32 protein-coding genes and 1 pseudogene are annotated in these 25,904 nt (G+C 38.6%); 23 read left to right on the forward strand and 10 right to left on the reverse strand.

Translation table 11 applies throughout. The annotated features are described in order from the left end of the window. Window positions 1-80 precede the first annotated feature (80 nt). The 6 genes from brxA to NYE22_RS10515 all read left to right on the forward strand — a co-directional run bounded on the left by brxA (window position 81) and on the right by NYE22_RS10515 (window position 4,022). Window positions 81-515, forward strand: a complete 435-nt coding sequence (gene brxA / locus NYE22_RS10490; protein WP_003230794.1) for a bacilliredoxin BrxA — start codon at window positions 81-83, stop codon at window positions 513-515. A 41-nt stretch (window positions 516-556) separates the two neighbouring features. Beyond that, a complete protein-coding gene (locus tag NYE22_RS10495; protein WP_032726010.1) occupies window positions 557-1,330 on the forward strand; it encodes a class I SAM-dependent methyltransferase in 774 nt (257 codons plus the stop codon). Window positions 1,331-1,589: 259 nt separating this feature from the next. Further along, window positions 1,590-2,201 (forward strand): YpjP family protein, encoded by a 612-nt coding sequence (locus NYE22_RS10500; protein WP_009967559.1) that lies wholly within the window; start codon window positions 1,590-1,592, stop codon window positions 2,199-2,201. Between the two features lie 17 nt (window positions 2,202-2,218). After that, the gene (locus NYE22_RS10505) at window positions 2,219-2,752 is read left to right on the forward strand and encodes a phosphatidylglycerophosphatase A (RefSeq protein ID WP_021481504.1); all 534 of its coding nucleotides are present in this window, start codon (window positions 2,219-2,221) and stop codon (window positions 2,750-2,752) included. A gap of 142 nt (window positions 2,753-2,894) precedes the next feature. Continuing rightward, window positions 2,895-3,401 carry a dihydrofolate reductase DfrA gene (dfrA, locus tag NYE22_RS10510; protein ID WP_015714128.1) on the forward strand — a complete coding sequence of 169 codons (507 nt, stop codon included), beginning with the start codon at window positions 2,895-2,897 and terminating at the stop codon, window positions 3,399-3,401. Further along, window positions 3,402-4,022, forward strand: coding sequence for a hypothetical protein (locus tag NYE22_RS10515; RefSeq protein ID WP_021481503.1), 621 nt, complete (start codon window positions 3,402-3,404; stop codon window positions 4,020-4,022). A gap of 39 nt (window positions 4,023-4,061) precedes the next feature. On the opposite strand, the gene NYE22_RS10520 is transcribed toward NYE22_RS10515, so the two are convergent. Both NYE22_RS10520 and NYE22_RS10525 read right to left on the reverse strand, forming a co-directional pair. Next, window positions 4,062-4,703, reverse strand: coding sequence for a hemolysin III family protein (locus tag NYE22_RS10520; protein WP_004398522.1), 642 nt, complete (start codon window positions 4,701-4,703; stop codon window positions 4,062-4,064). 20 nt (window positions 4,704-4,723) lie between these two features. Continuing rightward, on the reverse strand, window positions 4,724-5,719 hold the full coding sequence (locus tag NYE22_RS10525; protein WP_072173276.1) for a sigma-54-dependent transcriptional regulator: 996 nt from the start codon (window positions 5,717-5,719) through the stop codon (window positions 4,724-4,726). Between the two features lie 248 nt (window positions 5,720-5,967). Between NYE22_RS10525 and ilvA the strand changes: the two genes are divergently transcribed. The 7 genes from ilvA to NYE22_RS10560 all read left to right on the forward strand — a co-directional run bounded on the left by ilvA (window position 5,968) and on the right by NYE22_RS10560 (window position 11,335). Further along, window positions 5,968-7,236, forward strand: coding sequence for a threonine ammonia-lyase IlvA (gene ilvA, locus NYE22_RS10530; RefSeq protein ID WP_014480067.1), 1,269 nt, complete (start codon window positions 5,968-5,970; stop codon window positions 7,234-7,236). Between the two features lie 85 nt (window positions 7,237-7,321). Continuing rightward, window positions 7,322-7,573 (forward strand): DUF2535 family protein, encoded by a 252-nt coding sequence (locus tag NYE22_RS10535; RefSeq protein ID WP_004399020.1) that lies wholly within the window; start codon window positions 7,322-7,324, stop codon window positions 7,571-7,573. Between the two features lie 146 nt (window positions 7,574-7,719). Further along, window positions 7,720-8,301, forward strand: a complete 582-nt coding sequence (gene scuA / locus NYE22_RS10540) for a cytochrome c oxidase assembly accessory protein ScuA (RefSeq protein ID WP_003245947.1) — start codon at window positions 7,720-7,722, stop codon at window positions 8,299-8,301. Between the two features lie 77 nt (window positions 8,302-8,378). Further along, a complete protein-coding gene (locus NYE22_RS10545; protein WP_032726008.1) occupies window positions 8,379-9,146 on the forward strand; it encodes an SGNH/GDSL hydrolase family protein in 768 nt (255 codons plus the stop codon). Between the two features lie 9 nt (window positions 9,147-9,155). Then, complete coding sequence (locus NYE22_RS10550; RefSeq protein ID WP_015251867.1) at window positions 9,156-9,719, forward strand: YpmS family protein; 564 nt, start codon at window positions 9,156-9,158, stop codon at window positions 9,717-9,719. A 12-nt stretch (window positions 9,720-9,731) separates the two neighbouring features. Next, on the forward strand, window positions 9,732-9,926 hold the full coding sequence (gene ypmT, locus NYE22_RS10555; protein WP_003230808.1) for a protein YpmT: 195 nt from the start codon (window positions 9,732-9,734) through the stop codon (window positions 9,924-9,926). Between the two features lie 71 nt (window positions 9,927-9,997). Next, on the forward strand, window positions 9,998-11,335 hold the full coding sequence (locus tag NYE22_RS10560) for an MATE family efflux transporter (protein ID WP_342412523.1): 1,338 nt from the start codon (window positions 9,998-10,000) through the stop codon (window positions 11,333-11,335). A 49-nt stretch (window positions 11,336-11,384) separates the two neighbouring features. Here NYE22_RS10560 and NYE22_RS10565 read toward each other — a convergent pair whose 3' ends face one another. Then, window positions 11,385-11,810, reverse strand: a complete 426-nt coding sequence (locus NYE22_RS10565; protein ID WP_004398634.1) for a MarR family transcriptional regulator — start codon at window positions 11,808-11,810, stop codon at window positions 11,385-11,387. A 131-nt stretch (window positions 11,811-11,941) separates the two neighbouring features. On the opposite strand from NYE22_RS10565, the gene msrA reads away from it, so the two are divergent. Together msrA and msrB are read left to right on the forward strand one after the other, a co-directional pair. After that, complete coding sequence (gene msrA, locus NYE22_RS10570) at window positions 11,942-12,475, forward strand: peptide-methionine (S)-S-oxide reductase MsrA (protein ID WP_014477117.1); 534 nt, start codon at window positions 11,942-11,944, stop codon at window positions 12,473-12,475. Next, window positions 12,476-12,910 carry a peptide-methionine (R)-S-oxide reductase MsrB gene (gene msrB, locus NYE22_RS10575; protein WP_021481498.1) on the forward strand — a complete coding sequence of 145 codons (435 nt, stop codon included), beginning with the start codon at window positions 12,476-12,478 and terminating at the stop codon, window positions 12,908-12,910. A gap of 43 nt (window positions 12,911-12,953) precedes the next feature. Here msrB and NYE22_RS10580 read toward each other — a convergent pair. Then, window positions 12,954-13,574: pseudogene (locus NYE22_RS10580) on the reverse strand (polysaccharide biosynthesis protein); the annotation flags it as partial. A 24-nt stretch (window positions 13,575-13,598) separates the two neighbouring features. Then, window positions 13,599-15,236 carry a serine-type integrase SprA gene (sprA, locus tag NYE22_RS10585; RefSeq protein ID WP_004399105.1) on the reverse strand — a complete coding sequence of 546 codons (1,638 nt, stop codon included), beginning with the start codon at window positions 15,234-15,236 and terminating at the stop codon, window positions 13,599-13,601. 202 nt (window positions 15,237-15,438) lie between these two features. On the opposite strand from sprA, the gene NYE22_RS10590 reads away from it, so the two are divergent. Beyond that, entirely contained in the window at window positions 15,439-16,149 is a 711-nt protein-coding gene (locus NYE22_RS10590; RefSeq protein WP_342412524.1) for a hypothetical protein, read from the forward strand. A gap of 208 nt (window positions 16,150-16,357) precedes the next feature. Here NYE22_RS10590 and NYE22_RS10595 read toward each other — a convergent pair whose 3' ends face one another. Continuing rightward, the gene (locus tag NYE22_RS10595; protein WP_116315469.1) at window positions 16,358-16,870 is read right to left on the reverse strand and encodes a hypothetical protein; all 513 of its coding nucleotides are present in this window, start codon (window positions 16,868-16,870) and stop codon (window positions 16,358-16,360) included. Between the two features lie 567 nt (window positions 16,871-17,437). Here NYE22_RS10595 and NYE22_RS10600 point away from each other — a divergent pair. The 3 genes from NYE22_RS10600 (at window position 17,438) to NYE22_RS10610 (ending at window position 18,583) form a co-directional block, all read left to right on the forward strand. Next, window positions 17,438-17,953, forward strand: coding sequence for a hypothetical protein (locus NYE22_RS10600; RefSeq protein WP_326243154.1), 516 nt, complete (start codon window positions 17,438-17,440; stop codon window positions 17,951-17,953). A 179-nt stretch (window positions 17,954-18,132) separates the two neighbouring features. Continuing rightward, window positions 18,133-18,288, forward strand: a complete 156-nt coding sequence (locus NYE22_RS10605; RefSeq protein WP_326243153.1) for a hypothetical protein — start codon at window positions 18,133-18,135, stop codon at window positions 18,286-18,288. A gap of 160 nt (window positions 18,289-18,448) precedes the next feature. Continuing rightward, complete coding sequence (locus NYE22_RS10610; protein WP_326243152.1) at window positions 18,449-18,583, forward strand: hypothetical protein; 135 nt, start codon at window positions 18,449-18,451, stop codon at window positions 18,581-18,583. A gap of 19 nt (window positions 18,584-18,602) precedes the next feature. Here the strand turns inward: NYE22_RS10610 and aacD are convergent, their stop codons facing one another. From aacD to yokF, 3 genes are all read right to left on the reverse strand, one after another. Further along, window positions 18,603-19,421 (reverse strand): aminoglycoside N3'-acetyltransferase, encoded by an 819-nt coding sequence (gene aacD / locus NYE22_RS10615; protein WP_004399070.1) that lies wholly within the window; start codon window positions 19,419-19,421, stop codon window positions 18,603-18,605. 303 nt (window positions 19,422-19,724) lie between these two features. Further along, window positions 19,725-20,207 (reverse strand): PH domain-containing protein, encoded by a 483-nt coding sequence (locus NYE22_RS10620; RefSeq protein ID WP_032725953.1) that lies wholly within the window; start codon window positions 20,205-20,207, stop codon window positions 19,725-19,727. A 13-nt stretch (window positions 20,208-20,220) separates the two neighbouring features. After that, window positions 20,221-21,111 (reverse strand): endonuclease YokF, encoded by an 891-nt coding sequence (gene yokF, locus NYE22_RS10625; protein ID WP_326243151.1) that lies wholly within the window; start codon window positions 21,109-21,111, stop codon window positions 20,221-20,223. 301 nt (window positions 21,112-21,412) lie between these two features. Between yokF and NYE22_RS10630 the strand changes: the two genes are divergently transcribed. Next, window positions 21,413-22,486 carry a toxin gene (locus NYE22_RS10630; protein WP_326243150.1) on the forward strand — a complete coding sequence of 358 codons (1,074 nt, stop codon included), beginning with the start codon at window positions 21,413-21,415 and terminating at the stop codon, window positions 22,484-22,486. 254 nt (window positions 22,487-22,740) lie between these two features. Here NYE22_RS10630 and NYE22_RS10635 read toward each other — a convergent pair whose 3' ends face one another. After that, window positions 22,741-22,875 carry a transposase gene (locus NYE22_RS10635; RefSeq protein ID WP_234047931.1) on the reverse strand — a complete coding sequence of 45 codons (135 nt, stop codon included), beginning with the start codon at window positions 22,873-22,875 and terminating at the stop codon, window positions 22,741-22,743. 133 nt (window positions 22,876-23,008) lie between these two features. On the opposite strand from NYE22_RS10635, the gene NYE22_RS10640 reads away from it, so the two are divergent. The 3 genes from NYE22_RS10640 to NYE22_RS10650 all read left to right on the forward strand — a co-directional run bounded on the left by NYE22_RS10640 (window position 23,009) and on the right by NYE22_RS10650 (window position 25,887). Next, window positions 23,009-23,578: an SMI1/KNR4 family protein gene (locus NYE22_RS10640; RefSeq protein ID WP_342412527.1), complete on the forward strand. Its 570-nt coding sequence runs from the start codon at window positions 23,009-23,011 to the stop codon at window positions 23,576-23,578. A gap of 87 nt (window positions 23,579-23,665) precedes the next feature. Continuing rightward, window positions 23,666-25,381 (forward strand): ribonuclease YeeF family protein, encoded by a 1,716-nt coding sequence (locus NYE22_RS10645; RefSeq protein ID WP_342412528.1) that lies wholly within the window; start codon window positions 23,666-23,668, stop codon window positions 25,379-25,381. 8 nt (window positions 25,382-25,389) lie between these two features. Then, window positions 25,390-25,887, forward strand: coding sequence for an SMI1/KNR4 family protein (locus NYE22_RS10650; RefSeq protein WP_003246188.1), 498 nt, complete (start codon window positions 25,390-25,392; stop codon window positions 25,885-25,887). Window positions 25,888-25,904 lie beyond the last annotated feature (17 nt).

Genomic DNA, 25,904 nt, shown 5'->3' on the forward strand with positions numbered 1-25,904 from the left:
TAAGGTGTGAACATTTGAAATCCGGCCCTCTCTATAGTATCCTTTACTTCAGATGAAGGATACTAGAGGGGGCTTTTTTTATGTCAATGGCTTATGAAGAATACATGCGCCAGCTTGTCGTGCCGATGCGCCGCGAGCTGACTGGAGCAGGTTTTGAAGAGTTAACAACAGCGGAAGAAGTAGAAAACTTTATGGAAAAGGCAGAGGGCACAACTCTTGTAGTCGTTAACTCTGTATGCGGCTGCGCGGCAGGCCTTGCGCGTCCTGCGGCTACACAGGCAGTCCTCCAGAATGACAAAACACCTGACAATACGGTGACTGTATTTGCGGGCCAAGATAAAGAAGCTACTGCGAAAATGCGTGAGTATTTTACTGGCCAGGAGCCTTCTTCACCATCAATGGCTCTTTTGAAAGGCAAAGAAGTCGTACATTTTATTCCGCGTCATGAAATTGAAGGACACGATATGGAAGAAATTATGAAAAATCTGACTGCTGCCTTCGATGCGCACTGCTAAATGCCCGTTTTCCGGGCATTTTCTTTTTGGGAGTACAGAAGATGATAACAACAAGCTATAGACCGTCTGAACACACCATAAAAACTGCAAAGCAGCTTTCTAAAGAGCTAAATATGCCATACTGCGGCCGGAATAAACAAACGGTTGAACACCTGTTGAAGTCAGCTGAACGTGATTTGCTAGTGGTCGGCAAAGAGCGGTTTGAGCTGTATACGAAACAAGGTGCCAAATTCTTTTTTCATCCGAATACAGCGATGTTTAGAGCCAAACGCTTCTTACAGGGAGAGCAAGAGCCTATGCTTCGGGCTGCCGGCTTATCTGAAGGGGATGCGTTTTTAGATTGCACACTCGGGCTGGGGTCAGATGCCATTATCGCAAGTATGGCAGTAGGCGAAACGGGTTCTGTTGTTGGGATTGAAAAAAACCATCTTGTGTCTGTTTTAGTGAGGATGGGGCTGCATTCATGGGAAACGGGTATAGAAGAGCTTCAAGCTGCGATGAGAAGAATCCAGGTGAAGAATGGTGATTGCTTTGAACACATCAAGCAGCTTCCTGACAACTCTGTTGATGTGGTTTATTTCGATCCAATGTTTCATGAACCTGTAGAAACCTCTGACGGTATCGCGCCTTTACGTGATTTGGCAGAGGATTCCGTTTTGCGCGAAGGATGTATCAATGAAGCGGTACGAGTTGCCAGAAAAAGCGTTGTGCTAAAAGACCACTGGAAAAGCCCGCGGTTTGAACAGTTTGGTTTTAACGTCATGAAAAGAAAAACAGCACTGTTCCATTATGGCGTCATTCAAACAAGCCCGTGATTCATATCACGGGCTTTCTGTTAATCGGTGACCTCCATGACGACAAAGTATAACAATGTTAAGAGTGAAACTGTGGCAAACAGAGCGTCAATCATGCGGAAAGCCTCCTTTCATGGAATATTGTAAGCGTTTTTACGCAAAGTGCATAGCAACGAATCTCCTAATTTGCATTTCAGTTTCATATAGTACATGACTTGCATGTTTTGGATGTGCTAAAATAAGAGAAACATGACAATAAAATAGAGAGGAATAAGCAGTCATGAAATTGTGGATGAGAAAGACCCTTGTGGTTTTATTTACCATTGTAACGTTCGGGCTCGTATCTCCTCCGGCTGCCCTTATGGCGGACAAGCCTTCCGGACAGCCGAGCAGTCTTGAGCAGAATGATTACACCGCTTTTTATGATGAGCATGACCTGTACGATGATGAGTCGGATGACAGGCGAGATCCTGAACTGCTTTTTCAATCGTACAAGGAACAGCTCCTTGACAGCGCTGAGGATCAGTCCTTTTTAAAATTCGGCAGCAGAATCGCTCCTGTCATTGAGGATGACTATCGGAAAGAGATCCTGCCAAAAATCGAAAATGTGATTAGTGATTATTTAGCGACATTGCAAGATGATGAGGCGTACCAAGATGTTGTGATCTCAAGCATGCCTTCAGCGGGCAAAACGGAAAAAATTTTCAACGTTTATAATCGGACAACTGGAGAAGATCTTCTCAGATTCCATGTGCGAAGAGACCACCCGCCTCATGACGGCTACTGGTTTAATTTTCATTATCATACAGCAGAAGATGGATTTCAATCACATCATGAGCTTGGGAGTATTTACTGGGACCGCAACACGCCTCCCAACTGGATGAGTGCCTAAAGGAGATGCCATTAGACATGAAAAAGTACACAATGAATGAAATGGTCGATATAACAAAGGATATGCTGAACAAACGGGGCGTTATGATAGAAGATATTGCACGGATTGTTCAAAAACTTCAGGAAAAATACAATCCAAATCTGCCGCTCAGTGTTTGCATGGAGAATGTAGAAAAAGTTCTGAACAAACGTGAAATTATTCATGCTGTTTTGACAGGCCTTGCACTCGATCAGCTTGCAGAAAAGAAGCTTCTCCCCGAACCGCTGCAGCACCTTGTTGAAACGGATGAACCGCTTTACGGCATAGATGAAATTATCCCGCTTTCAATCGTTAATGTGTACGGGTCGATCGGTTTGACCAATTTCGGTTATTTGGATAAAGAGAAGATTGGAATTATTAAGGAACTAGATGAAAGTCCAGACGGTATTCACACCTTTTTGGATGATATTGTGGCAGCTCTTGCTGCAGCAGCGGCGAGCAGAATTGCACATACGCATCAGGATCTGCAAGATGAAGAAAAAGAACAGGATGAAAAGCCTGTCGTCAGCTGACTATAAAAAAATCATTTCTGGGTTCAGAAATGATTTTTTATTGTGTTACACTACTAGAAGACTACTTTTAAAGGATGAAAAAAATGAAACAGTTTAAGGATTTATGCAGACATGTTTTAGAGCAAAAAGGGGCGGTAAGCGTATGATTTCATTCATTTTTGCGATGGATGCCAACAGGCTTATCGGCAAAGACAATGATTTGCCGTGGCATTTGCCCAATGATCTTGCATACTTTAAGAAAGTAACATCGGGCCATTCAATCATTATGGGCCGAAAAACATTTGAATCGATCGGACGTCCGCTTCCAAATCGGAAAAATATTGTCGTTACCTCAGCGCCGGCTTCAGAATTTCCGGGATGCACGGTTGTCGGTTCATTAAAGGATGTACTGGACATTTGTTCAGGCCCTGAAGAATGCTTTGTGATCGGAGGGGCTCAGCTCTATACGGACCTTTTCCCTTATGCGGACAGACTGTATATGACGAAAATTCATCACGAGTTTGAGGGTGACCGTCACTTCCCTGAATTTGATGAATCCAATTGGAAGCTGGTTTCTTCTGAGCAGGGGATCAAAGACGAAAAAAACCCGTATGATTACGAATTTCTAATGTATGAAAAAAAGAATTCTTCTAAAGCGGGAGGATTTTAATTGGTTCGCTACAGCCTTCTAGTGGTTTATATTGTGTATATGCTGTTAAAAAATATGAAACAATTATTTAATCAAGCAATGCTTGATCCCCGTCTGTCATACAAAAAACAGATGACTCTTGTGTACGAACAGCCAAAGGCGTTTTTGGAAGGCTGTATCGGCATCTCCGGTTCAGTTGTGACAATCCATCAGCCAGAGCCAATACCACAAGGTCCTGTTTTGTATGTGCATCCCCGTTTGCGTTTGGCTGAACTGGCCTTAATTGCTGGATATATTGAGGAACCGGCTGGCTTTATCGCCAACCCAAAAGTGTTCCGCTTGCCTTTTATCGGGCAATGGCTGGATCGGATGGATGTGATTTCAGACGGTGATTCAGAAAAGGTATATGAAGATGTGACAAAACAGCTGGAAAAGGGACAAAGCCTGATTCTTTCACTAGATGGTTCTATTGATCCTATAGAACTTGCGGCCCGCTATCATCTTCCGTTGGTGATGGTGGAAACGAAAGGAACAGATAACATGCAAAAGGGCTCGTTTTTTAAACGCTTAAAACCGGCAGACATTGAATTGTCCTTTTCAAAAGCTTATATACCTGCCAATGAAAAACAATTACGTGCATAAAAAAAGCGCAGTCGTGAAGACTGCGCTTTTCTGTTACTGTTACGAAAGGAACGGCACCTTTACACAATAGAAGAGCACGCAGAAAAACATGGCAGCGCTCCCGCCCAATACAAAGCTGTGCCAAATGGCGTGATGGAAGGGGATCTTTTTCCAAATGTAAAAGATGGTTCCGACAGAGTATAAAATGCCGCCGAGAAAAAGGAGGCTGAATCCCGCTCCGCTTAGTGAAGCATATAAAGGTTTAACTGCAATAATCATCAGCCACCCCATGACTAAATACACGAAGGTTGACAATAGGATAAACCGTTTCACAAAGAAAATTTTAAAAACGATTCCGCCTAGGGCAAGTGACCATACGATAACCAACAGGGTAAAGCCGAGTGTGCCTTTCAGCGGCCCAAGCAAAAAAGGCGTGTAGGTTCCGGCGATGAGTACGTAAATTGCGCTATGATCAATAATCTCCAAAATGTCCTTCGTTTTTTTATGTGTGATGCTGTGAAGCAGGGTGGAGCTCAAATATAACAGCAGCATAGAGACACCGAATATTGTAAAGCTGACAATGTCCCATGCAGACCCGTAATTAGCCGCAAATATGATTAGAAACACTAATGCTGGGATGGATAAGAGGACACCGATGCCGTGTGTAATCGCATTGGCGATCTCTTCTTTGATTGTAAACAAGTACATTCTCCTTTCGATCGCTAGATCATTTGATTTTTTAACGTCTCTATAAAGCTCAAGCCCTCAAAGGTAATTTTTGTGCCTGCGCGTCCGCGGCTTTTGGTGACATAATCTTTTTTCTCCAAATAGTCGAGACGGCTTCTGACCTGCTGAGGAGTTAACGAGGTTTGGGTATTTTTGCTGTGTTCAGAAATGATCCGTCTGCTGGCAGGTTCTCCTTTTTCGTTCAATACTTTTATTGTTTCCAAAATAAACAAAAACTCAGCTTTTTCCATTAAAGTCAGCAGTTTCGCTTTTTTCTTCGACGTTTTTCCGTCTATCGTGCCTCTAATATACGGCGGCAGGTCATATGGCTGAATCGTTCCCCCGCTTGATACTGCCGCCATATAATCTGCAGCGTTTTTTAATTCCCTGACATTGCCTTCAAATGCATGCTTCTCAAGCACGGGAAAAACGGAGGGATCGATTAACAATTGCTGACCAGAATTTGAGAGAAAATGCTGTGTCAAAAGCGGAATATCGCTTTTTCGTTCCGATAATTCGGGCAGTGTGAGCGTTAAAATGTTCAGTCTGTAGAATAAGTCTTGCCTGAATGTATGTTCCACGGATCGGTCTGCAGAAGCACAGATCATTCGCGGTTTCTCCGTGTCTGAATCAAGCGCTTTTAACAGCTGAGCTTGTACAGAAGCAGGCATGCGCCATACATCATCAAGAAAAAGGGTTCCTCGTACCGCTTTTTGAAAAACACCTGTGTTTCCGTTAGGGCCAAAAAGCTTATGAATAAGGGTTTCTTCCGAATGGGTGCTGCAATTGACGCTTATAAACGGTTCATTGCTTCTCGAAGATTCCAAGTGTATGGCATGTGCGAAGTGATTTTTGCCTGTTCCGATTTTTCCTGTTATTAAGACAGGAAGCTCCGATAACGAGAACTGCTTGGCGATTCGCTTCGCTTCCAGAAAAGTTTGATGTTCTCCGATTAGATGTTGAAATGTATTGAGTTTTGGTGCACTATTCATCAATTGGCTCCTTTTGGTTCTAATTGGTTTCATTATATCATGCCTTTTGGTTGAAAACACCCTTTATTTTACGATCATCTTTTTTCTTGACTCTGCAGGATAATGGTTGAACAGAAGTTACCACAAGATGTGGTGGACATAGTCTGTATTTTTTTAATTATTAAATAAAAATAATTGTCTTATTTTTTGAATTTTCATGTTATAATGGCATATTAAATAGGGATTTAAAACAAGAAAGGAATCTGTACATGAAACCGTTGCTTAAAGAAAACTCTCTCATCCAAGTGAAAGACATTTTGAAGGCTCACCAAAACGTAAAGGACGTTGTCATTCACACACCTTTGCAGAGGAATGACAGACTTTCTGAGAGATATGAATGCAATATCTATTTAAAACGCGAAGACTTGCAAGTTGTCAGATCTTTTAAGCTCAGAGGGGCTTATCATAAAATGAAACAGCTTTCCAGCGAGCAGACAGAGAACGGAGTTGTGTGTGCAAGTGCCGGAAACCACGCTCAAGGTGTGGCATTTTCGTGTAAACATCTTGGCATTCACGGGAAAATTTTTATGCCGTCTACTACACCGAGACAAAAAGTATCTCAAGTTGAACTATTCGGAAAAGGATTTATCGATATTATTTTGACAGGCGATACGTTTGACGACGCGTATAAAAGCGCTGCTGAATGCTGTGAGGCGGAATCTCGGACGTTTATCCATCCGTTCGATGATCCGGATGTGATGGCCGGACAGGGAACGCTCGCAGTCGAGATTTTAAACGACATTGATACAGAACCGCATTTTCTTTTTGCAAGTGTCGGAGGCGGCGGCCTTCTCTCTGGGGTAGGTACATATTTGAAAAACGTGTCTCCTGATACAAAGGTAATTGCTGTTGAGCCGGCGGGAGCGGCATCCTACTTTGAATCAAACAAAGCTGGGCATGTCGTCACACTTGATAAAATTGATAAGTTTGTAGATGGGGCGGCTGTTAAAAAAATTGGCGAGGAAACCTTCCGGACGCTGGAAACTGTCGTTGATGACATTCTCCTTGTGCCTGAAGGAAAAGTATGTACATCCATTCTTGAATTATATAACGAATGTGCGGTTGTTGCTGAACCGGCTGGAGCTCTTTCTGTCGCAGCGCTTGATTTGTACAAGGATGAAATTAAAGGGAAAAACGTGGTGTGTGTGGTAAGCGGGGGCAATAACGATATCGGAAGAATGCAGGAAATGAAGGAGCGTTCCTTAATTTTTGAAGGTCTTCAGCATTATTTTATCGTCAACTTTCCGCAAAGAGCGGGGGCGCTCCGCGAATTTCTTGACGAAGTACTCGGACCGAATGATGACATTACAAGATTTGAATATACGAAGAAAAATAATAAAAGCAACGGACCTGCTCTTGTCGGCATCGAGCTGCAGAACAAAGCCGATTATGGGCCGCTGATTGAACGGATGAACAAAAAACCGTTTCATTATGTAGAGGTGAACAAGGATGAGGACTTGTTCCATTTGCTAATCTAATTTTTTTACACAACCGCGCAAAATGACAGACAGCCCGGCTGGCATCATATATAATAGAAGAAAAACAAAAAAGAGGATTGATAGCTTGTTACTCAAAAGCCTAGAGTTCAAACGCGGTGACGGGATTCAGGTGAAAGTGACAGAAATACCTGTATTAAAGGAAGATGAGCACTATTTCTTTATGTTACATCACCATTTGCAATTCTACTTAAAAGAAGTGTTTTCATCAAACAGCAGGGCAAAAGTGTATTCTTTCCGACATTATATGAAGCGCCGGATGAAGTGGGCAGATTATCAGGCTGTTTTTCATCAAGAGGTGTTAAAGCACAACGCGTAACATGCTGTTTTTTACCTGCATGCCCTCCTTTGTAATCGTTAATGGGAGGCATGCAGGATTTTTTTTGCTCAGTATCGAATACAAACATGGGACAGTAAGGACGGTTTTAGAAAGCGTTTTTATGCTGGCTGGAAAGGGTGGATGTCATGAAGGTTATCAAGGGGTTAACGGCTGGGCTGATTTTTCTGTTTTTGTGTGCATGCGGAGGACAGCAGATTAAAGATCCGCTCAATTACGAGGTGGAGCCTTTTACATTTCAAAACCAAGACGGCAAGAACGTTTCTTTAGAGAGTTTAAAAGGAGAAGTATGGCTGGCGGATTTTATTTTTACCAATTGTGAAACTATATGTCCGCCAATGACCGCTCATATGACCGATCTGCAAAAAAAATTGAAAGCCGAAAATATAGATGTCCGCATCATATCATTTAGTGTTGATCCAGAAAACGATAAGCCGAAACAGCTGAAGAAATTTGCCGCAAATTATCCATTATCTTTTGATAACTGGGATTTTCTCACGGGATACAGCCAGAGTGAGATTGAGGAGTTCGCACTTAAGAGCTTTAAAGCGATCGTAAAGAAGCCGGAGGGAGAGGACCAAGTGATTCATCAATCTTCTTTTTATTTGGTAGGTCCGGACGGTAAGGTGCTGAAAGATTACAATGGAGTGGAGAATACACCGTACGATGATATCATTTCCGATGTGAAGTCAGCCAGTACACTCAAGTAAGCTAAGAGACTAGGCATTTGCAAATCTTCTAAAACATGATACACTTTCCACTAGTAGAATGGGAAGGAGCAACAAGATTGAAGCTGCGCATTTTTTCAATCATGGCCAGTTTGATTTTGCTTCTTACTGCGTGTACGAGCATACGTACATCATCTGAGGGAAAACAAAAAGCCCATGAAACGAAAACAAAAGAACACATTGTCATAGCGGCTGTCGGAGATTCGCTGACAGAAGGAATCGGAGATCCCGACGGAAAGGGATATGTCGGCAAGGTGGCGGATTCTATCCGGTCAGATAAACAAGTCAAAACGGTCGACGTGAAAAATTATGCCGTAAAAGGGAACCGTTCGGATGATTTATTAGAAAAACTAAAAGATAAAAAGGTTCAAAAAGGCATAAAGGACGCAGATTATGTCTTTTTTACAATTGGCGGTAATGATTTGATGAAAATCCTTCGCCAAAACTTTCTGCAATTAACCGTTGAACCGTTTCAGGAAGCGGAAAAACCGTACGAAAAGCGCTTTGAAAAAATCATTTCTGAAATTCGCAAGCTGAATGATCACGCTGAGCTGATTTATGTCAGCATGTACAATCCGTTTACGTTTACATTATCAGAACTAAATGAAATAAACGGTGTCGTCACGGATTGGAACCATATTGCTGAAAAAGAGCTGAAAAAAGATAAACATGCAAAAATCGTTCATATCGAAGATTTGTTCAATCAAAAAAGTGACAGCAGCCGAATTTCTGAGGAAGATGATTTTCATCCTAATGGTACGGGTTATTCTCTTATCGCAAAGCGCGTCTATCAAGCCATTAAAAAAGAAGGATTACCGAAAGAGTAGGGTGACAGCATGAATAAGTGGAAGCGACTGTTTTTTATATTGCTTGCAATCAATTTTATCCTCGCCGCCGGGTTTGTGGCACTTGTTTTGCTCCCGGGGGAACAGGCTCAGGTGAAGGATTCATCTGAGAGCGAGTATGGATTTCAAGTGACAAGCACAAAAGAATCATTAGCTGCGTTTGTTAACTCATATTTAAACGACAAAGCATCAAACAAGCTTGATTATAAAGTAGAGATTGATGATGATGTTCATGTCGCAGGGAAAATCAAGGCATTTTCCACGTCTATTGATGCGTTTATCGCTTTTGAGCCGACTGTGAAAAAAAACGGTGATGTAGAGCTGAATGTCACGAAATTTTCGTTAGGGAAATTGAGTATACCAATTAGCTTTGTGTTAAATTATATGGACAGCTTTTATGAATTGCCGTCATTTGTCCATGTTCACCCCGGAGATAAAAGCATTGAAGTACGTTTGTCAGAAATGCCTTTAACGAATGGAATGTATGTCAAAGCGGATAAGATAAATTTAGAAAAAGATGAAATTGAGTTTTCCTATTACCATCCTAAACAATAGAGGTGACTGAAAATGAAAAGGATTTACCAGTATTTCAGTTTATTATCCTTTACATTTTCCCTGTACTTCGGCTGGCTTGCTTATCATCATCTGGCTGCTGAAGACATGGATCAAATGTATTTGAATGTTTCCTATTGTGCCTTGTTCCTAAGTGTGATGGTGTTTACATTCGGTATGCGAGACCGAAAAAAAACCGATAAGTCATGAAAAAAGAGACATGAAACAACGTCTCTTTTTTCGTGCGGTCCGAAGAAAATTTGAGAACACAAGGAGAAAAGATGAAAGCATACGATTTTACACAGGGGAACGTGCTGAAACAGCTTGTACTGTTTTCAATGCCTATTATGCTCGGAAACGCATTGCAGGTTTCCTTTCAATTTATAGACAGCTTGTGGATCGGCAATTTACTGGGGGCAAAGGCCCTTGGGGCAACCGCGGTATCAAGCACGATTGTTTTGACCGTGCTGTCTTTTATTTTGGGCCTTAACAATGCGACGTTAACCATTTTATCTCAGCAAAAAGGAAAAGATGATGTAAAAGGAATGGCGTCGTATATTAACGCTTTTGTTGTTTTATTAACAGGCCTAAGCATCGGATTCGGCGCGGCCGGTTTTTTTCTCTCAGAGCTTTTGCTGCGTCTTCTAAAAACGCCGGAGTCAATGATACCGCTTGCTGAGACGTATTTACAGATTCAATTTATCGGCATTTTATTTTTGTTTGGTTATAACTTTATCAGTACTGTGCTTCGTGCGCTGGGCGACAGCAAGACACCTCTCCGGTTTATTGCGTTTGCTGTTGTACTGAATACAGTGCTTGCGCCGCTCTTTATTTCTGTGTTCCGCATGGGAATAGCGGGAGCGGCTTATTCAACGATTTTGTCACAGGGCATTGCGTTTTTGTATGGGTTGTTTTATGTGGTCAAACACAAGCTTGTGCCATTCTCAATTCCGAGAATGCCCAAGTGGGAAGAGTCCGCGTTGATTTTGAAACTCGGGATTCCGGCAGGTCTGCAGATGATGGTGATTACAGGCGGTATGATGGCGATTATGAGTGTTGTTAACTCATACGGGGATCACGTGGTATCAGGCTTTGGCGCGGTGCAGCGGCTTGATAGTATCATCACGCTTCCAGCAATGGCTGCCGGTACGGCCGTCAATAGTATGGCAGGGCAAAATATTGGAATCGGAAACGAAAAAAGAGTGGGAACAATTGCAAGGCTAGGTGTGATAGCTGTTATTTCCTGCATGCTGGTGATTGCGGTTATGATTTGGGTATTTGGTAAATATCTCATAAGGTTATTTATCAGTGAGCCTGATGCGGTCGCATTTGGTGAACAATATTTGAAGTGGATTGCGTTTTTCTACCCTTTTATTGGGATTAATTTTGTGCTGAACGGAATCGTCAGGGCCGCGGGAGCGATGCTGCAGGTTCTGGTATTGAATTTGATCTCGTTTTGGGTGTTGAGATATCCTTTCACAGCTCTATTTTCAGCTTGGCTTGGACAAAAAGGAATCGGGCTTGGAATCGGAATGAGTTTTTTATTTAGCAGCTGCGCGGCATTTTTGTATTATAGATATGGCCGCTGGAAAGCAATGAAGCTGTTTACTGAAAAATAAGTGAAGCACTGCGAAAAGCACATACCTATATATCGGTATGTGCTTTTTTTCACCGTTTTTTATCAAGTTTGCTGAAGAGCTCGATTAACGTGGCAAGTTCAGCATCAGTGTAGCAGTCAAAGCGTTTAAAGAAATATTCCGTTTTTTTCTCGTTAAAGTGCTGAAGGACTTTTTCGCCCGCTTCAGTGATATGAATGCGGATGATGCGTCTGTCTTCCTTCGATCTGATTCTCGTAATCCATTCCTTTTCTACCAGCGCATCGGTCACAGCCGTAATGTGGCTTGCCGATACCTCTAAAATAGGCGCAAATTCAGTGACTTTTTTAGGCCCTTGTTCACTGAGGATCCGAAGAATGGTGAATTCATTCCGCGACAGCTCTTTATCTAAAATTTCATTGATTTCATTGCGTATTTGTTTAAAGACTTTACGGAGTAAAGTTTCCATATCGTACATCATCTGTGTTCTTACTTTCAAATTTGTGAACCTCCATTACATAAGCATATTGCTTAAAACCTATAGATTTTATTGAAAAGCAGAATCATTTTCATTCTATTTTTACATGCTATAATATAATAATACCACGTATTAACAAAGGAGGCACCAGTATGTCTGAAAAAAAAGAAATCGCCACATTTGCAGGAGGCTGTTTTTGGTGTATGGTTAAACCTTTTGACGAACAGCCGGGAATTGAAAAAGTGGTGTCCGGGTATACAGGCGGCCATACTGAAAACCCTACGTATGAAGAGGTGTGCAGTGAAACGACGGGACATCGTGAAGCCGTTCAAATCACGTTTAATCCTGATGTATTCCCTTATGAAAAACTGCTTGAATTATTTTGGCAGCAAATCGATCCGACAGATGCCGGGGGGCAATTTGCTGATCGCGGCAGTTCCTATCGCGCAGCCATTTTTTATCATAATGATAAACAAAAGGAGCTTGCGGAAGCTTCCAAGCAACGTCTGGCGGAAAGCGGCATCTTTAAAGATCCGATTGTAACGGACATTTTAAAAGCTGAACCTTTCTATGAAGCGGAAGGCTACCATCAGCATTTTTATAAAAAGAATCCAGCACATTATCAGCGCTACCGGACAGGTTCCGGACGTGCGGGATTTATCAGCGAGCATTGGGGGGCTAAATAAATGGCGTACAATAAAGAAGAAAAAATGAAGTCGTTAAATCGCATGCAATATGAAGTAACGCAAAATAACGGCACGGAGCCGCCGTTTCAAAATGAATATTGGGATCATAAGGAAGAAGGGTTGTATGTAGACATTGTGTCAGGCAAGCCATTGTTTACATCCAAAGATAAATTTGATTCCCACTGCGGCTGGCCAAGCTTTACAAAGCCGATTGAAGAAGAAGAAGTGGAAGAAAAACTGGACACGAGCCACGGCATGATTCGCACAGAAGTAAGAAGCCGAACTGCTGATTCTCATCTTGGCCACGTATTTAATGACGGACCGGGTCCAAACGGACTTCGTTACTGCATAAATTCAGCAGCGCTGCGGTTTGTTCCGAAGCATAAGCTGAAAGAAGAAGGATACGAAAGCTATCTGCATCTCTTTAATAAATAAACTGTTAAAAACAGGCCTGCCTAATGGATAGACAGGCTTGTTTTTATGCCTTTTTCTCTTGATGCAATTCTTCAATAATCTGAGCAATTCTTTCTTTCGTAATGAGCGGGGCTTGATCTGATTGATACCCAGGCAGATTGACTTTGCGAAAGTCAGGATGTTTTTCCGGCTCTGGAAGGATTGCATAAAGGTTGCCCCATTCATACAGTGATTCAATTTCATGTGGAGATGTTAATTCTTCGTGAAGCTTTTCACCTGGACGCTTGCCCACTTCTACTGCAGCCGGCCGCGGGAGCCCGTGCTGCGATGCATATTCTTCAAACCCATGAATCAGTTCTTCAAGTTTCAGTGATTCCATTTTGAAAATAAAGGTTTCTCCGCCTTTTGTAATAGCAGCAGATTGTAATGTCAATGTAGCTGCATCGTCTATTGACATGAAAAATCTGGTCATGTTTTTGTCTGTGATGGTCAGAGGTTCACCCTCCATCATCTGTTCAAATAATATGGGGATGACCGAACCTCTGGAACCGAGAACATTTCCAAAGCGGACCGAACAAAACAAGGTTCCTTTGTTTTGGACGTGGCGGTTTGCTTGATGAAACAGCTTTTCAGATAACAGCTTGGTGGCACCCATTGTGTTCACAGGAGATACAGCTTTATCTGTTTTTTAAGATACTTACTACTTTTCTTAGTGGAAACTATTAGTGGCTGTGAGGTCAAAAATGAAATTAAACCTTAGGATAGGGGTTATTTCAAATTGAGCTGGTATAGGCCCTTTTCTTTTTTGTGTCATGTTAACAATAACATCTTTTAAGACCATCCTTAATAGCTCGTTCTTTTTCTCTGAGCTTGATTCAATGTGATACTGGTCAATTATTTTATTTATGTTGTTTCTCACTGTATTACTGTCTATTTCTGATTGTGTATCTTGTAATCCATTGAGCTCATTCTTTGCATTCTGGAGCTCTTTAAATTCTTCATCTAATGCAGCTTTTCTCTTCAAAAAAAGTTCATCACTGTAAATGCCACTTTCATATTTATCGAAGATGAAGTTCTCTTTGTTTTTTAGCTCTTTCTCTTTTTGTGAAAGGTGTTCAGACATTTGCTTTTTTGTTTTCATGTTACTGTTGTCGTCTTCGTACTTTGAAAGCATCGAATTGATGTGTTTTGTTAAAGTACTATCATTTAAGTCATTTAAGGAAGAGAGGTAATCCAGAATTGCATTTTCAACATCGTTATATCTCACATACGTACACTTATTTTTCTTACATGTGAGCGATTTAACGTGATAAACGCTTTCAGTTCCATCTTTGTTTTTTCGTATGCGTTTAGATTCGTATTTAGATAAAGGCTCACCACATTTTGAGCAAGTACAAACACCGGCCAGTTCACTTAATTCAAATTCATCTTTATTTGGCAAAAGGGGAACTTTGTTTGCGATTTTTACTTGTGATTGTTGAAATTGTTCTTTGTCAATTATAGGAGCATGCGCATCTTGTACTACAATTTGTTCTTTTTCAGGTCTAATTGTTCTCTTTCCGTCTTTTGTTTTTTCTCTAACCTTATATTTAACAGTTCCTATATAAACTTCATTTTGGAGAATTGCTTTGATTGTGTATTGATTCCAACGTTTTTTCCCTGACGGTGTAGGGATTTGTAAATTTGTTAGATGTGAAGCAATTGCTGTATAGCTATAATCTTTTCCATTCAACCCATTTAGAAAGATGTTAAAAATTAATTGAACTACTTTTGCTTCATCCTCAACTGGATCTAGTTTAGACGTCTTTTTGTTTAATTGGTATCCATAAGGTGCCAGTCCAGATATCCATTTTCCCTGTGCTGCATAAGTGTATTTAGCGCCTGTCATACGCTCCCTAGTCATTTCAAATTCTTCTCTAGCCATAAATAACTCAAAACGTATCTGGCGCATGTCAACAGGGTTTCTAGGGTCATAAACCTTATATGGTGTAATTATGATCAATCGTTTGCTTTGAAGGAGGTTAACAATTTGTCCTGCATCGCTATAACTCCCACGACTAAGTCTTGTTATTTCTTTAACAGCAATTGCCTGATATTTGCCTTCCTCAAGATCTTTAAGACATTCTTTGAAAACAGGTCGACCATCAATGCTTTCTCCTGATCCAATCTCCATTTTTAATTCATAAGGGATCTCAATGGCCGTAAGTATTTTATTCATAAGTTCTTTTTGTTCTGTGAGTGTGTCTTCACCTGTTCTTTTTTCTCGTTCCATGTCCTGACGAGAACGTCTAAGATACCCTAAAATATTTGTGATGTTGTAAGAATTAACAATGTTTTTTAACTCCAAAAATTTAGCACCTCTTTATTTGTGTTTAATGTCAAAACAGAAACTTAATTAAGAATATTTTATCTGACATTGAATACGAAAACAATACAATAATTTGAAAGAATTGAATTGATTGAAATTTTATGAAAAACCTTCTTGAACATGGGTTATAATTAGTTCATCTAAATTCATTGTAAATACTTTATAAATCCAGGAGGGCTTTATGAATATTCGCTTTTCAATGTTAGTTTGTTTATCTTTTATTTTCTTCACTGGTGGGTGTGCTGAAAGTAGTGCGAATTCAAATGATGGTTCTAAAAATAAAAATGAGTCTAAAGAGGAATCCTCCGAAGAAGTTGTAAAGGAAAATGATAATAAACTCGCGGATACTCCAAATATGGATGATTGTATTGAAGTGTACGGAAAAGAAGAGTGTGAACAGATCACTGAGTACTATAAAAGTGAAGAAGGGCAAAAGGAGTTGGATGCAAGCGAAACAGATAAATATTCTGCAAAGTCTCAAACAAGTACTACACATAAAGATATCTATGAAAAAGTATCCTGGCTTGTTAAAGAAATGTTCGGAGTACCAGAAAGAACAATTCCAGCTGATTATGAAAAAAGTTTGGTAGAAAAAAGGGATGATGGTTTATATTACATTCAATCTTCTTATGAAATAAAAGGAACTGGAAACCAAGCGGATACTTACTATGAGTTTGAAATGTTGATGGATAATAAATACAACTTGATAGACGCATATTTTCCCGGCAGCACAGGAAGATATTCACGCCCTATGGTGTATGACAAACTTAAAAACATGGAAATACCAGAAGTAAAGAAAGTATCTCCAGAGGAAGAGAAAAGGGAAGAGAAAAAACGTGAAGAAACAATGAAGAGTATTTATGGGGAAGAGCATATAAAGGACAATAAATAAGTAGCAGTTAAATAAGTGTACGTTAAATAGTTTAAATAAAATTCACATTTTATTTAAACCTGAAAGCTGCTTGAATACATCCTAAATTTAAAGTATCCTGTATATGTATCATAGTTGGTGTATCAGCCACTATAGGCCAGAGAGTTCCCTCACATACTCTCTGGCTTTTTGTTTAAAAAGCTAAAAAGCCCTATAAAAGGGCTTTATATTATCTAGGAGTTCTGAAAACTTTATAATCATAACCTATTTGCTTGCTGTATTTACTGTCTTTGTAGACGTACATATCAACGATTGTGTATCTATACTTTTTGTCGTAGGCTAAGTATTGTGTTGTTGAGTAATAACGAGTTGGTTTTTTGTGATAGAATGTTCCAAACACAGCCTGAGCGAATATACCAGCCCAAGAGTATTTAAGACCAGGTAATCCTGCAGCAATTCTTGCTCCTAATTCAGCTGCAGTGTCTATGTTCTTAGAGTTCCCTCTAAAATGATCTACAACCTTCCATTTTGTTGATGGTGGCACAGCTTGAATTGAAATTTCTCCATTCTCTTGGATGACTGGAACTGATGATGTTTTAACTAATTCTTGAAGTGGTGTTGAATTAACCTGAGTGATATAACTTGGTGTAGGTTCTGAGATGGATTCTGCATGGCTAGTTAGTGGAGCCACTGTTGAGAATAGGAGTCCGAGAGATAGGGTAGTTAGAACTGTTTTTTTCACTAACAATCATCCTTTCAAGTTTTTTAATGCTTATGACTATCTGGATGCTGTATAATTATAACATATAATATACATATTTTGGAGGTTGAAATTATGAACTTTGATGACAAAAAGAGTATATTAAAGACTGTAGGGAACATATTTATGGTTCTTGTTCTTATCTCTTTATTTGTTTATGCATTCTCCAATGAATCTATTGGATGGTATGTCAAGATCACTTCTATTGTGATGTTAACTATCTCTTATATTTGCTACGCTTTAATTTCTTTGCAGGAAAAATGGTTCATTTTAACTTTGATTATCTCCTGGCTTGTGATTATTTTTTGGGTATTCTAAATCAATAGGCTGCCGTTCATACTTCCGTAATAAAAAGGAAGGTAAACAGCAGCCATCTTTTATTATTACGTGAAACGTGTTCTAACAGCAGGAGATGCGGAGTATCAGACACAAATTATACACCCCGATTATTGTATATGTACTAGCTAGTGTCACTTTAGGTCAGAGGGTTCTCTCACATACTCTCTGGCTTCTTTTATTAACCTTACATTATTATTTATGGGGGATAGTATGGACAATCGAAAAATGCTTCTTAGACAGAAGTTGAAAATAAACAAACAAAAAAGCCTCCGAGTAACATTGATGTCAACACTGCCTCGTGATATGGCAACTACTATTGAGGATTGTAGTCTAATCACATCTCCTGAATTAGAAAGAATCCTAGATAAAGTTCAGAAAAAATGGAACTTTGAGTTACATAAAAATGATTATGCAATTAAATACAGTGAGCATAGAAAAGAATACAGTTGGGAATATGAAGTGATCAATCATGTGCAACAAACTAAGCTTCCTGATGAACAAGTTTACTTATATTTAGGGATAGAGGATAGCCCAATTTTTCTGATTAACGGTAACTGGATAATAGAGAACTTTAATTTTCTGTGGGAACAAATAAATAACAGCGATTTATGGATTATTGACTTTAATTTTAAATATGGGGTTCTAGTGTCTCGATATGGCGGATATTTAGATCATGATCCTAACCCAAATGAAATTATTTATGCAGTCACTGAATGGGGGATATAAAATTGATTTATACAACAGAGAGTTGCAAAGGGCTTTGAATCTGCATTTTTGGTGGATTTGCAAAGTGATTTACTTAGTGAAGGAAATTAAAGAATGAAGAGGCGAACCGCATTGTATAAAGCATAAGTTAATTCGTGGATTACGTGGTATGATAATCTCAAAGACGAAGGGCGATAAGCATGTTTAATGAAGTAGACTATTGCACTTGTGAAGTGTCCAAAGTTTATACCGAACAAAATGATATGGGACATTGGGATGTATGTGATATCTGCAAGAAAGTCATTGAAGATACTTTTGAGTACTTTAATTACAATTCAGATGATTATTATGGATAAATGATTTGACAAAATTTTGAGTCAACGTTGACACTCTGTTTTGCTTTACATCGGCTAATATGATAATAAGGTAATAAATAGCCAGGCGTATTTCCGAAGGGGAGAGCGCTTATTTTTATAACGAGTTAAGCCCTCCCATTGTTAAGCGAGGATCAACAGAGTGGGAGGCCTTCTCAGTAAAAAGGCTAAACAGGTGGACACTAAAAATAAGCTTGAAAAATTTCCTTCCAAGCTCAATGATTTAACTGTCAATTTTAAACCTAAAGAACCCGATAGTTTTAAAAAGTGTTACTAAACTCATTTGGTAGACCAAGCTATTTTTTTATATTTTTACTATCATTATTAATAAACCATTTCTCAGCAAAATCCACTGCTTCTGTAAGTGAAAAAAGGCGGCAATTAGCAGAACCCACTTTACCAACTTTCATATTATGTTCTGCTTCAAACGCTTGACCGACTTCTTGAAATAGTTCTTCTCTAAATTCAAGTTCTTTATATTCTTTCCATACTCTTTTACCTTCTACTATTATAGGTGCACCCCTGTTTATAATTTTTTGATAAGGAATCCTGTACTCAGCAAGATGGAAACAGGTACTACTATCAAAATCAGCACCTAATAGTAATACATATGATTCCCGTATATAAAGTTTCCCCAGAGGTGATTGTTCACCCAGTCCGAATTCTAAAGGATGTTGATTAAGGATTTTGTTTTTATGTTTTCCCCAAGCTACAAAGGAGTAGTTTGGGTGATTACTTCTTTTAACTTCTGGATAAGACCTGAATAACTCTACTATTTGCCCCATCCCTCTAGTAGTGGGGGTATAGTTAGAATTATAGGCTGGCATACTTTCTCTAATAATATCCCACCACTCCTCAGGTACGGGAGGGTTTCCCCATTCTTTTGGGTCAGATAATTCCACGGATTGAGAAGGCATCACGATGGTACCTTCTTCAGTAACAACATCTATTAATGCTTGAATCACAGCAACAGCTCCACCATTTACCCATCCTATAGATGATAAAGAGGAATGTACAAGTACGGTCATCCCTTTCTTTAATCCTAAAGCTTTCAAATCTTCTGTTATAGACTGTTTTGTTCTTGGAAAAGTTGTACTTTCAACTATTTTTTTCATTTAGTTCATCTCCTATCTATAACCTCTTATTAGATACTCTGTAAGTTTGCAACAATTAAATTAGCAAGACCCCTTGATGAAAGGTGTTGTTTTTTTATTCATCTTCTTAAACTAACTGACCCGTTAATTTAAGTGGAAGTTTTTACAATCTCTTTATATTTAGTTTAACATAAATAACCAAGTAAACTTAGAAATCCATTTAAAACTACATAAAATATAAGAAACTCCGTTATCCATAATAATAAATCAACCTTTATCTTTAACTTAGCCATATAAAAAAAGAAAAGCCCAAAAACGGGCTTTTTATTTTGTTTGCTCTCTTAGTATAGCTACTATTTTATCAAGAGAATGTTCATCAATATTTCTAATGGTACGCTTGCTACTCATTCCAAGCTTACCTTTGATTTTTAAATGGAGGATACCCAATTGCATCGTGGCCATTCCCAAGGGATTTGGAGCAATATCGAAGTCAACTTCTTTGATACTTTTAAATTCAACAACTTCAGTATCTGCACCCCCGAAAATACCGCCTTTCATAGTGACAAATAGAAGTTTCTTTTCAGTAATAACCATAAAACCAAATTTAGTAAGCTTTGGATCTGCAGAAGTCATATGTAAAATCTTTTCCTTTTTCCCAACTTCCTTTTTTAAAGCTTTAATTGCATACTCATAAAACTTTCTTTCTGATTTAGGGAATTCTTGAATGATGGACTCAAGATCTTTTAAAAGTATTGGATAATCTATGATTCCATACTTAGAGTTTAATTTATGAAATTTTTGTCCCATCACTTATCTCCTTTCATCGTTCACAAGCATAGTTGTCATGATCCCTGTCCATTTTAGATTGGTAAGCAGGGTGGGAGCTAGGCACTCCATTCGGATATTTCTTTCTTAACTCTGTGCAATTTTTAAATGTTTCTGTTTCTCCAGTTGTCTCTGAAGAAGCTTCTTTTTCAGTTGTAGTCGAAGTTTCACTTGATGCCTTTGGAGTAGTAGGCTGTTTAGCTGCCGGTTTGGATGTTGTTGCTTTTTTAACTGCAGTGGTTTTCTCTTTAACACAGCCATTAAATCCTCGGTCAGTCACATATCCATTCTTACTCCAAATTGAAAGCTTCTCCGATTTTGCTTCCTGCTCGTCTTTCTTAAATTGGTCTATGTATTTCGTATTTGGCTCATATACATATGCTACTCTGGCCAATCCTTCTTTTAGTAATGTTTCCTGAACAGATTTGCCATCCACATAAACATAAGCTAATAGTCTTCCGTATTTATCTCTGCGATCACCTTTGTCAAATTCAAGCTGCAGCTTACCACTGTTGACCAATTCTTTATTTCGTTTTGACGCATCCTCACCATATGGTTGAACACAAGAATTTGGTTTCTTTGTTTCAGGTGTGTCTATGAGCAAGTAGCGTACTGTGTCTACATTTCCGTTGTAGGTAACTTTAATTGTGTCACCATCAACAGCTCTATCTAGAGTAACATCGACCAATTCCTTTTTGTCTTTTTCCTTAGACTTGTCAGCAGTTTTTTCTTTAGTAGATTCCTTTTGTTCTGTTTTCTTTTCCACATCCGTAGACGCTTGTGGTGTTTCTTTTTCTGTGCTTACTTTTTCAGAATCATTTGAGCTGCAGGCTGCCAACGATAAGCTCAAAGTGAATGCTGCAAAACCTAATAATACTTTCTTCAACTTCATTTCCCCTTTTAGAATGTTTGTTCTCTATTTATATCGGTAAACCATCAATAATTATAATCCTGTATCCTATTTTTGTGAATTAAATTATTCCTTAAATTTTGTCTTGTGATGGAATAAAACTGGCGACTGTCATTGTAATTAGTTTAGCTGCATTTTCATTTTCAATCTGCTCTACAAAATGATTCCCGTCTTACTTTTTTATCGAATAAAAAATTGAAAAAATAAAATAATTTGGTAGTTTTTTTGTTATATTAAATATATAAACTCTAGATGATATGAAAGGGCGGGTCAAGAAATGAAATATGATAATCTTTTAGATGCAACATCCCAATATGGACCACAGGATCTTTTATTAGGAAGAGATGGGCTAATATCTACTGGATATTGGGCAAAAACTCAAGCTAATATTCTTACTGGAACGGGTTTGCCTGTGAGCAATGATGAGATGAAAACTTATTTGAACTTACCGAAAAACGTTGAAATACCTCAAGATTTTCAGAAATTATATGATGTTTATAACGAATATAAAAAGTTGTGTGACTGGTGGTTGGAGAAATTATTAAGCTGTGTTAATAAAATGGCTAATGATATATACAATGTTGGGTCTACCACTTCGGAATTGATAAACGAAGCATTACAACCAGGTTTAAAGGCAATTACAACTGCAAGCAATGATCAAGATAGACAAGATGCTATTCAAGATTTTCATGAGGTCTGTCTTATACTTATGAGAGAGCTCGATGAAAATCAACAATCTATGAAAGATGTTCAAAATCTACTAAATTCCTTTCTTCAAGGAGGTAACAACTTCATAGGTGTTACACAATTGAACAATTCTTTTGAAGAAGTAATGACTTATTTAGATTCACAATACAATGATGAGAGCGAGATACATGATTTATTGAATATATTCATGCAATTTAAAAAATTGTTGGGTGAAAGTCTTGAAGAGCATGAGATAAATGAGAAAGTAAAATTCAGCTCTGAGTTAGGCCCTTTAATCGGGTATATAGTATCCGAAATGTTAGAGTATTCTGATGTTCAAATGTTTAAACAACGAATTGATAATTTTCAGAATTTAAACGGTGTAGATGCACAAGTTGCATTAGTTGTAAAAGTTTTAAGTCTGTTTCACGGCATCAATATAGACTTGCATAATGTAATATACCAGGCAGAAAGGTCTCTGGAGTTTATAGAACAAACTGAAGGAAACTGGCATTCTATAGCAAATCAATTTTATTCACTCGCACAAGGGTTTGAGAATGAGGATATCAATAAGCTTTCTACGGATCTTGATAATGCTGCGGCCACTTGGGAAGCTGTTGCTAATAAAGCAAAAGAGTTTGTAACAAATTCATACCAAGGATAAAAAATGGGTAATCTGAAAAAGTGTAAAAAGAGGGTTAAAAATAACCATCCTCCATTGCTTTAGTCAGTATGGAAAAGTCAGCACCATAGTTTTCTTCATAAACCCATTCATAGCCTATTTGACCCCAATTTGGGAATTGATCAGGTCACAATTTTCCGAAAGTAGCTTCAACTTCTTTGAATTTCTTTTTTACTTTACGATAACCTTGTGTAAACAATATTTTTGCTCTAAGAGCTTCAAATGAATAACCATGGCTAATATTGGCTCCTTGTCTTAATCAAACAATTCAAGGATTCCGTATAGGCGTTTGTAATGGGAGAATTGAAATAGTTGAATATCTCTTCTTCCCAATTATTCATTGACTTAATCAGGTTTTTAAAATAAGTCATTAACTCTTTAGGAACCTTTAAAACCAGTTTTGAATCATATTTGTTAACATTATTACTTTTACCAATATGAATAGAAAGAAATCCAAAAAGAGATGCCGAAACATCCCTTTGATTTAAATATGGGGTGATTTATTTGACTAACTTTGTTCATAAGACGGTAAATGGCTTGAAAAGTCTTTTAGATGAAAAAGGAGCCATTCAATTGTTTTGTTCAGAAGGTGATATCATGGAGTTCCTTGTTACATTTTCACCGGACAAAGCAACCCTGAATGACATTCAAAGCTTTGAGGCTAAACACCAGCTTTCCCTTCCAGAGGATTATCAGAAGTTCATGACACTGCATAACGGTGCGAAAATTTTTGAAATTCTTTCTGATGGGGAGAATATAGGTGGAGGACTTTATTTATTTAGCCTTGAAGAGATTGAAGAAGAATTAAAATATGAGGCTTTGTTTGAGGGGATCAATGGTATTCCAATTGGCTACTTATTAGAAGAATGCCATTTAATGATTGATAAAGATAAAATTAATCAAGGTGATCCTAACTATCTCTATGTATATGAAAGTGGTTTAGAATATAATCCATTAAATTTAAACTTTGAAATATTTTTAGACCGGTATATATTAGCCAATGGGGAACCTTTTTGGGATTGGCGATACTATACCGCAGAAAATTATTATAGAACACGATCGCACGATGTATAAGACAGTCAGTTCTGGCTGTCTTTTTCTGTTATTCAAGCAAATGATTGTGGTAAAATTTACATAGAGTAGGCTTGAAAGGAGAATGAAATGAAGGTATTTGAAGCTGATTCATTGCTCTCTGAAGCGGATAAAAGAACCAAAGAGTATAAGGAACTAAGGTCGCAAATGGTGAAGCTCAAAAAAGCGTTTAAAGCTGTAGCTGACCTAGACGACAGCGAGTTTTCAGGTAAGGGTGCAGACAACATTAAAGCATTTTATCATGACCATGTCGGCGTTACAGATCAATGGATTGATCTTATCGATATGAAAATTGCTTTCTTAAGCAGCATTTCTGCAAAACTTGAAGACGCTAAGATGTCTGATGCATACATAGAAGAATCCTTCTTAGAACATGAACTTGTAAATGCATACACAAAATCAAAATCCATTATGTCTGAACAGAAAAAAGCAATGAAAGACATTTTAAACGACATCAATGATATTCTTCCACTTGAAATATTCTCAACAGAAGACTTCAAAGACAAACTTTCTTCTGCAGATGACAAACGTGAAAAAACAATCGATAAGATAAACAAGCTTGATGAGGATTTAAAAACAGAGTACGCTGAGACTGAACCAAATGAACAATTCATCCAGCAAGATTTTAAAAAGCTGCAGGAATCAACAGGCAAAGGGAAGAACGCCACACCGATTCACTATAACGCCAAAGCGTATAGAGAAAGTGACATACATAAGAAAAAAGGCGATATTGAGCAGCATTCAGAAGCTTATTTAACCGTGAAGAAAGAAGAAGCAAAAGAACGAGAAATTAAGGAATTGAAAAAGAAACTTAATGACGGTGTGTCTGATCCTGATGAATATTTAGAGATTGCTAAGAAAGTAGGGTACGAGAATCTGGAGCCAGCTCAAGTACAGCTTGCAGTGCAAATTGAACAAGCAAAGCAGCTAGAAGGAGCAGGAGAAATCACCTGGGACATCGTAAAAGGTGTAGGGGTAGGCTTATATGACGTTGGCAAAGACACTGTAACCGGCTTATGGGACTTCATCACCGATCCAGGAGAAACATTGTCAGCGCTTGGCAATGCAGTTATTCATCCAGTTAAAACATATGATGCAATATCTGCTGCAATTGAAGAGTCATATCAAAAGGATATGGTGAATGGAGATGCCTATTCAAGGTCAAGATGGGTAACGTATGCAATTGGCTCAGTGGCTGCAGCTGTTGTCGGAACAAAAGGTGCAGGAGCCATTAACAAAGCTGATGCAGCAGGCAAGGTAATAAATAAAGCTAGTCAAGCAGGGGAGAAAATTAAGGACGTCAAGATTCCAGATTTGCTGCCTTATAACCCTAAGTACGATCTTGCTATGGCAGGGGACGTGCCATACAATGTAGTGGATGGAGAAAACTTAAAAAATCAGCTAATGAGTTTTGCTAAAGGGTCAGATAAAGAAGTAAAACCTTTCGATGTCGTTGATTATAGACCAAGTAACAGTCCTTTAGAGAATCATCACGGTGTAATGGACGTATGGGCTAAACACAATGTTCCGAATTATGTGAGTAGAGGGAGTAACACACCAACAGTAGCTTTAACTAAGGAACAACACAACGCTACCAAGAAAGTATATAGAGAATGGTTGTTCGAAAAAACAGGGAAGAAAGTTGGCGGCAAAGTAAACTGGAAAGAAGTATCCCCCAGAGAAATACAAGAACTTACTGAGAAGATGTTTGATGCTGCTAATGTTCCTAAAGAAGCTAGACAGCAATATTATAACGCATTTAATCAATACAACTTTAGAAAGTAGGTGCGGACTTGAGCATTGATATGTTAATCAAGAAGATTGCTTCCACATCAGACTGTCGGCTGTTTGAAGCTGATGGTCTCCCAGTAATAGACGAGAAGCATCAACTACCAAAAGATATCAGTGAATTTTATGAACAATGTGGTGGAGCAGTTTTATATGAAAATGCGGATTATCCAATATACATAGTACGACCAGCTGAGTTTGAATTAGCTAATCCCATTATTGTTGGGGAGCTCTGTGAAGAAGACATTTCATCCGAGTGGTATATTGTTTGCACGGATGGAAAAGGAGAATACCTAACAATTGACTTAAACGATCAGCGAAAAGGAAAATGCTATGACAGTTTTTTTGATCGACATGGAATAGTCGGCGAAACACAGGTGATAGCAAGTTCATTTACAGATTTAATACAGCGACTGCTTGAAAATAAGGGTAAACATTGGTATTGGTTAAGGGATGATTATGTATCACTAGGCGATGCATATGATGGCATAGAAATTGAATAATCTATTAAACAAAAGTA

Origin of the sequence: Bacillus sp. FSL K6-1560, from assembly GCF_038592935.1 — a bacterium.
GTDB lineage: Bacteria > Bacillota > Bacilli > Bacillales > Bacillaceae > Bacillus > Bacillus subtilis.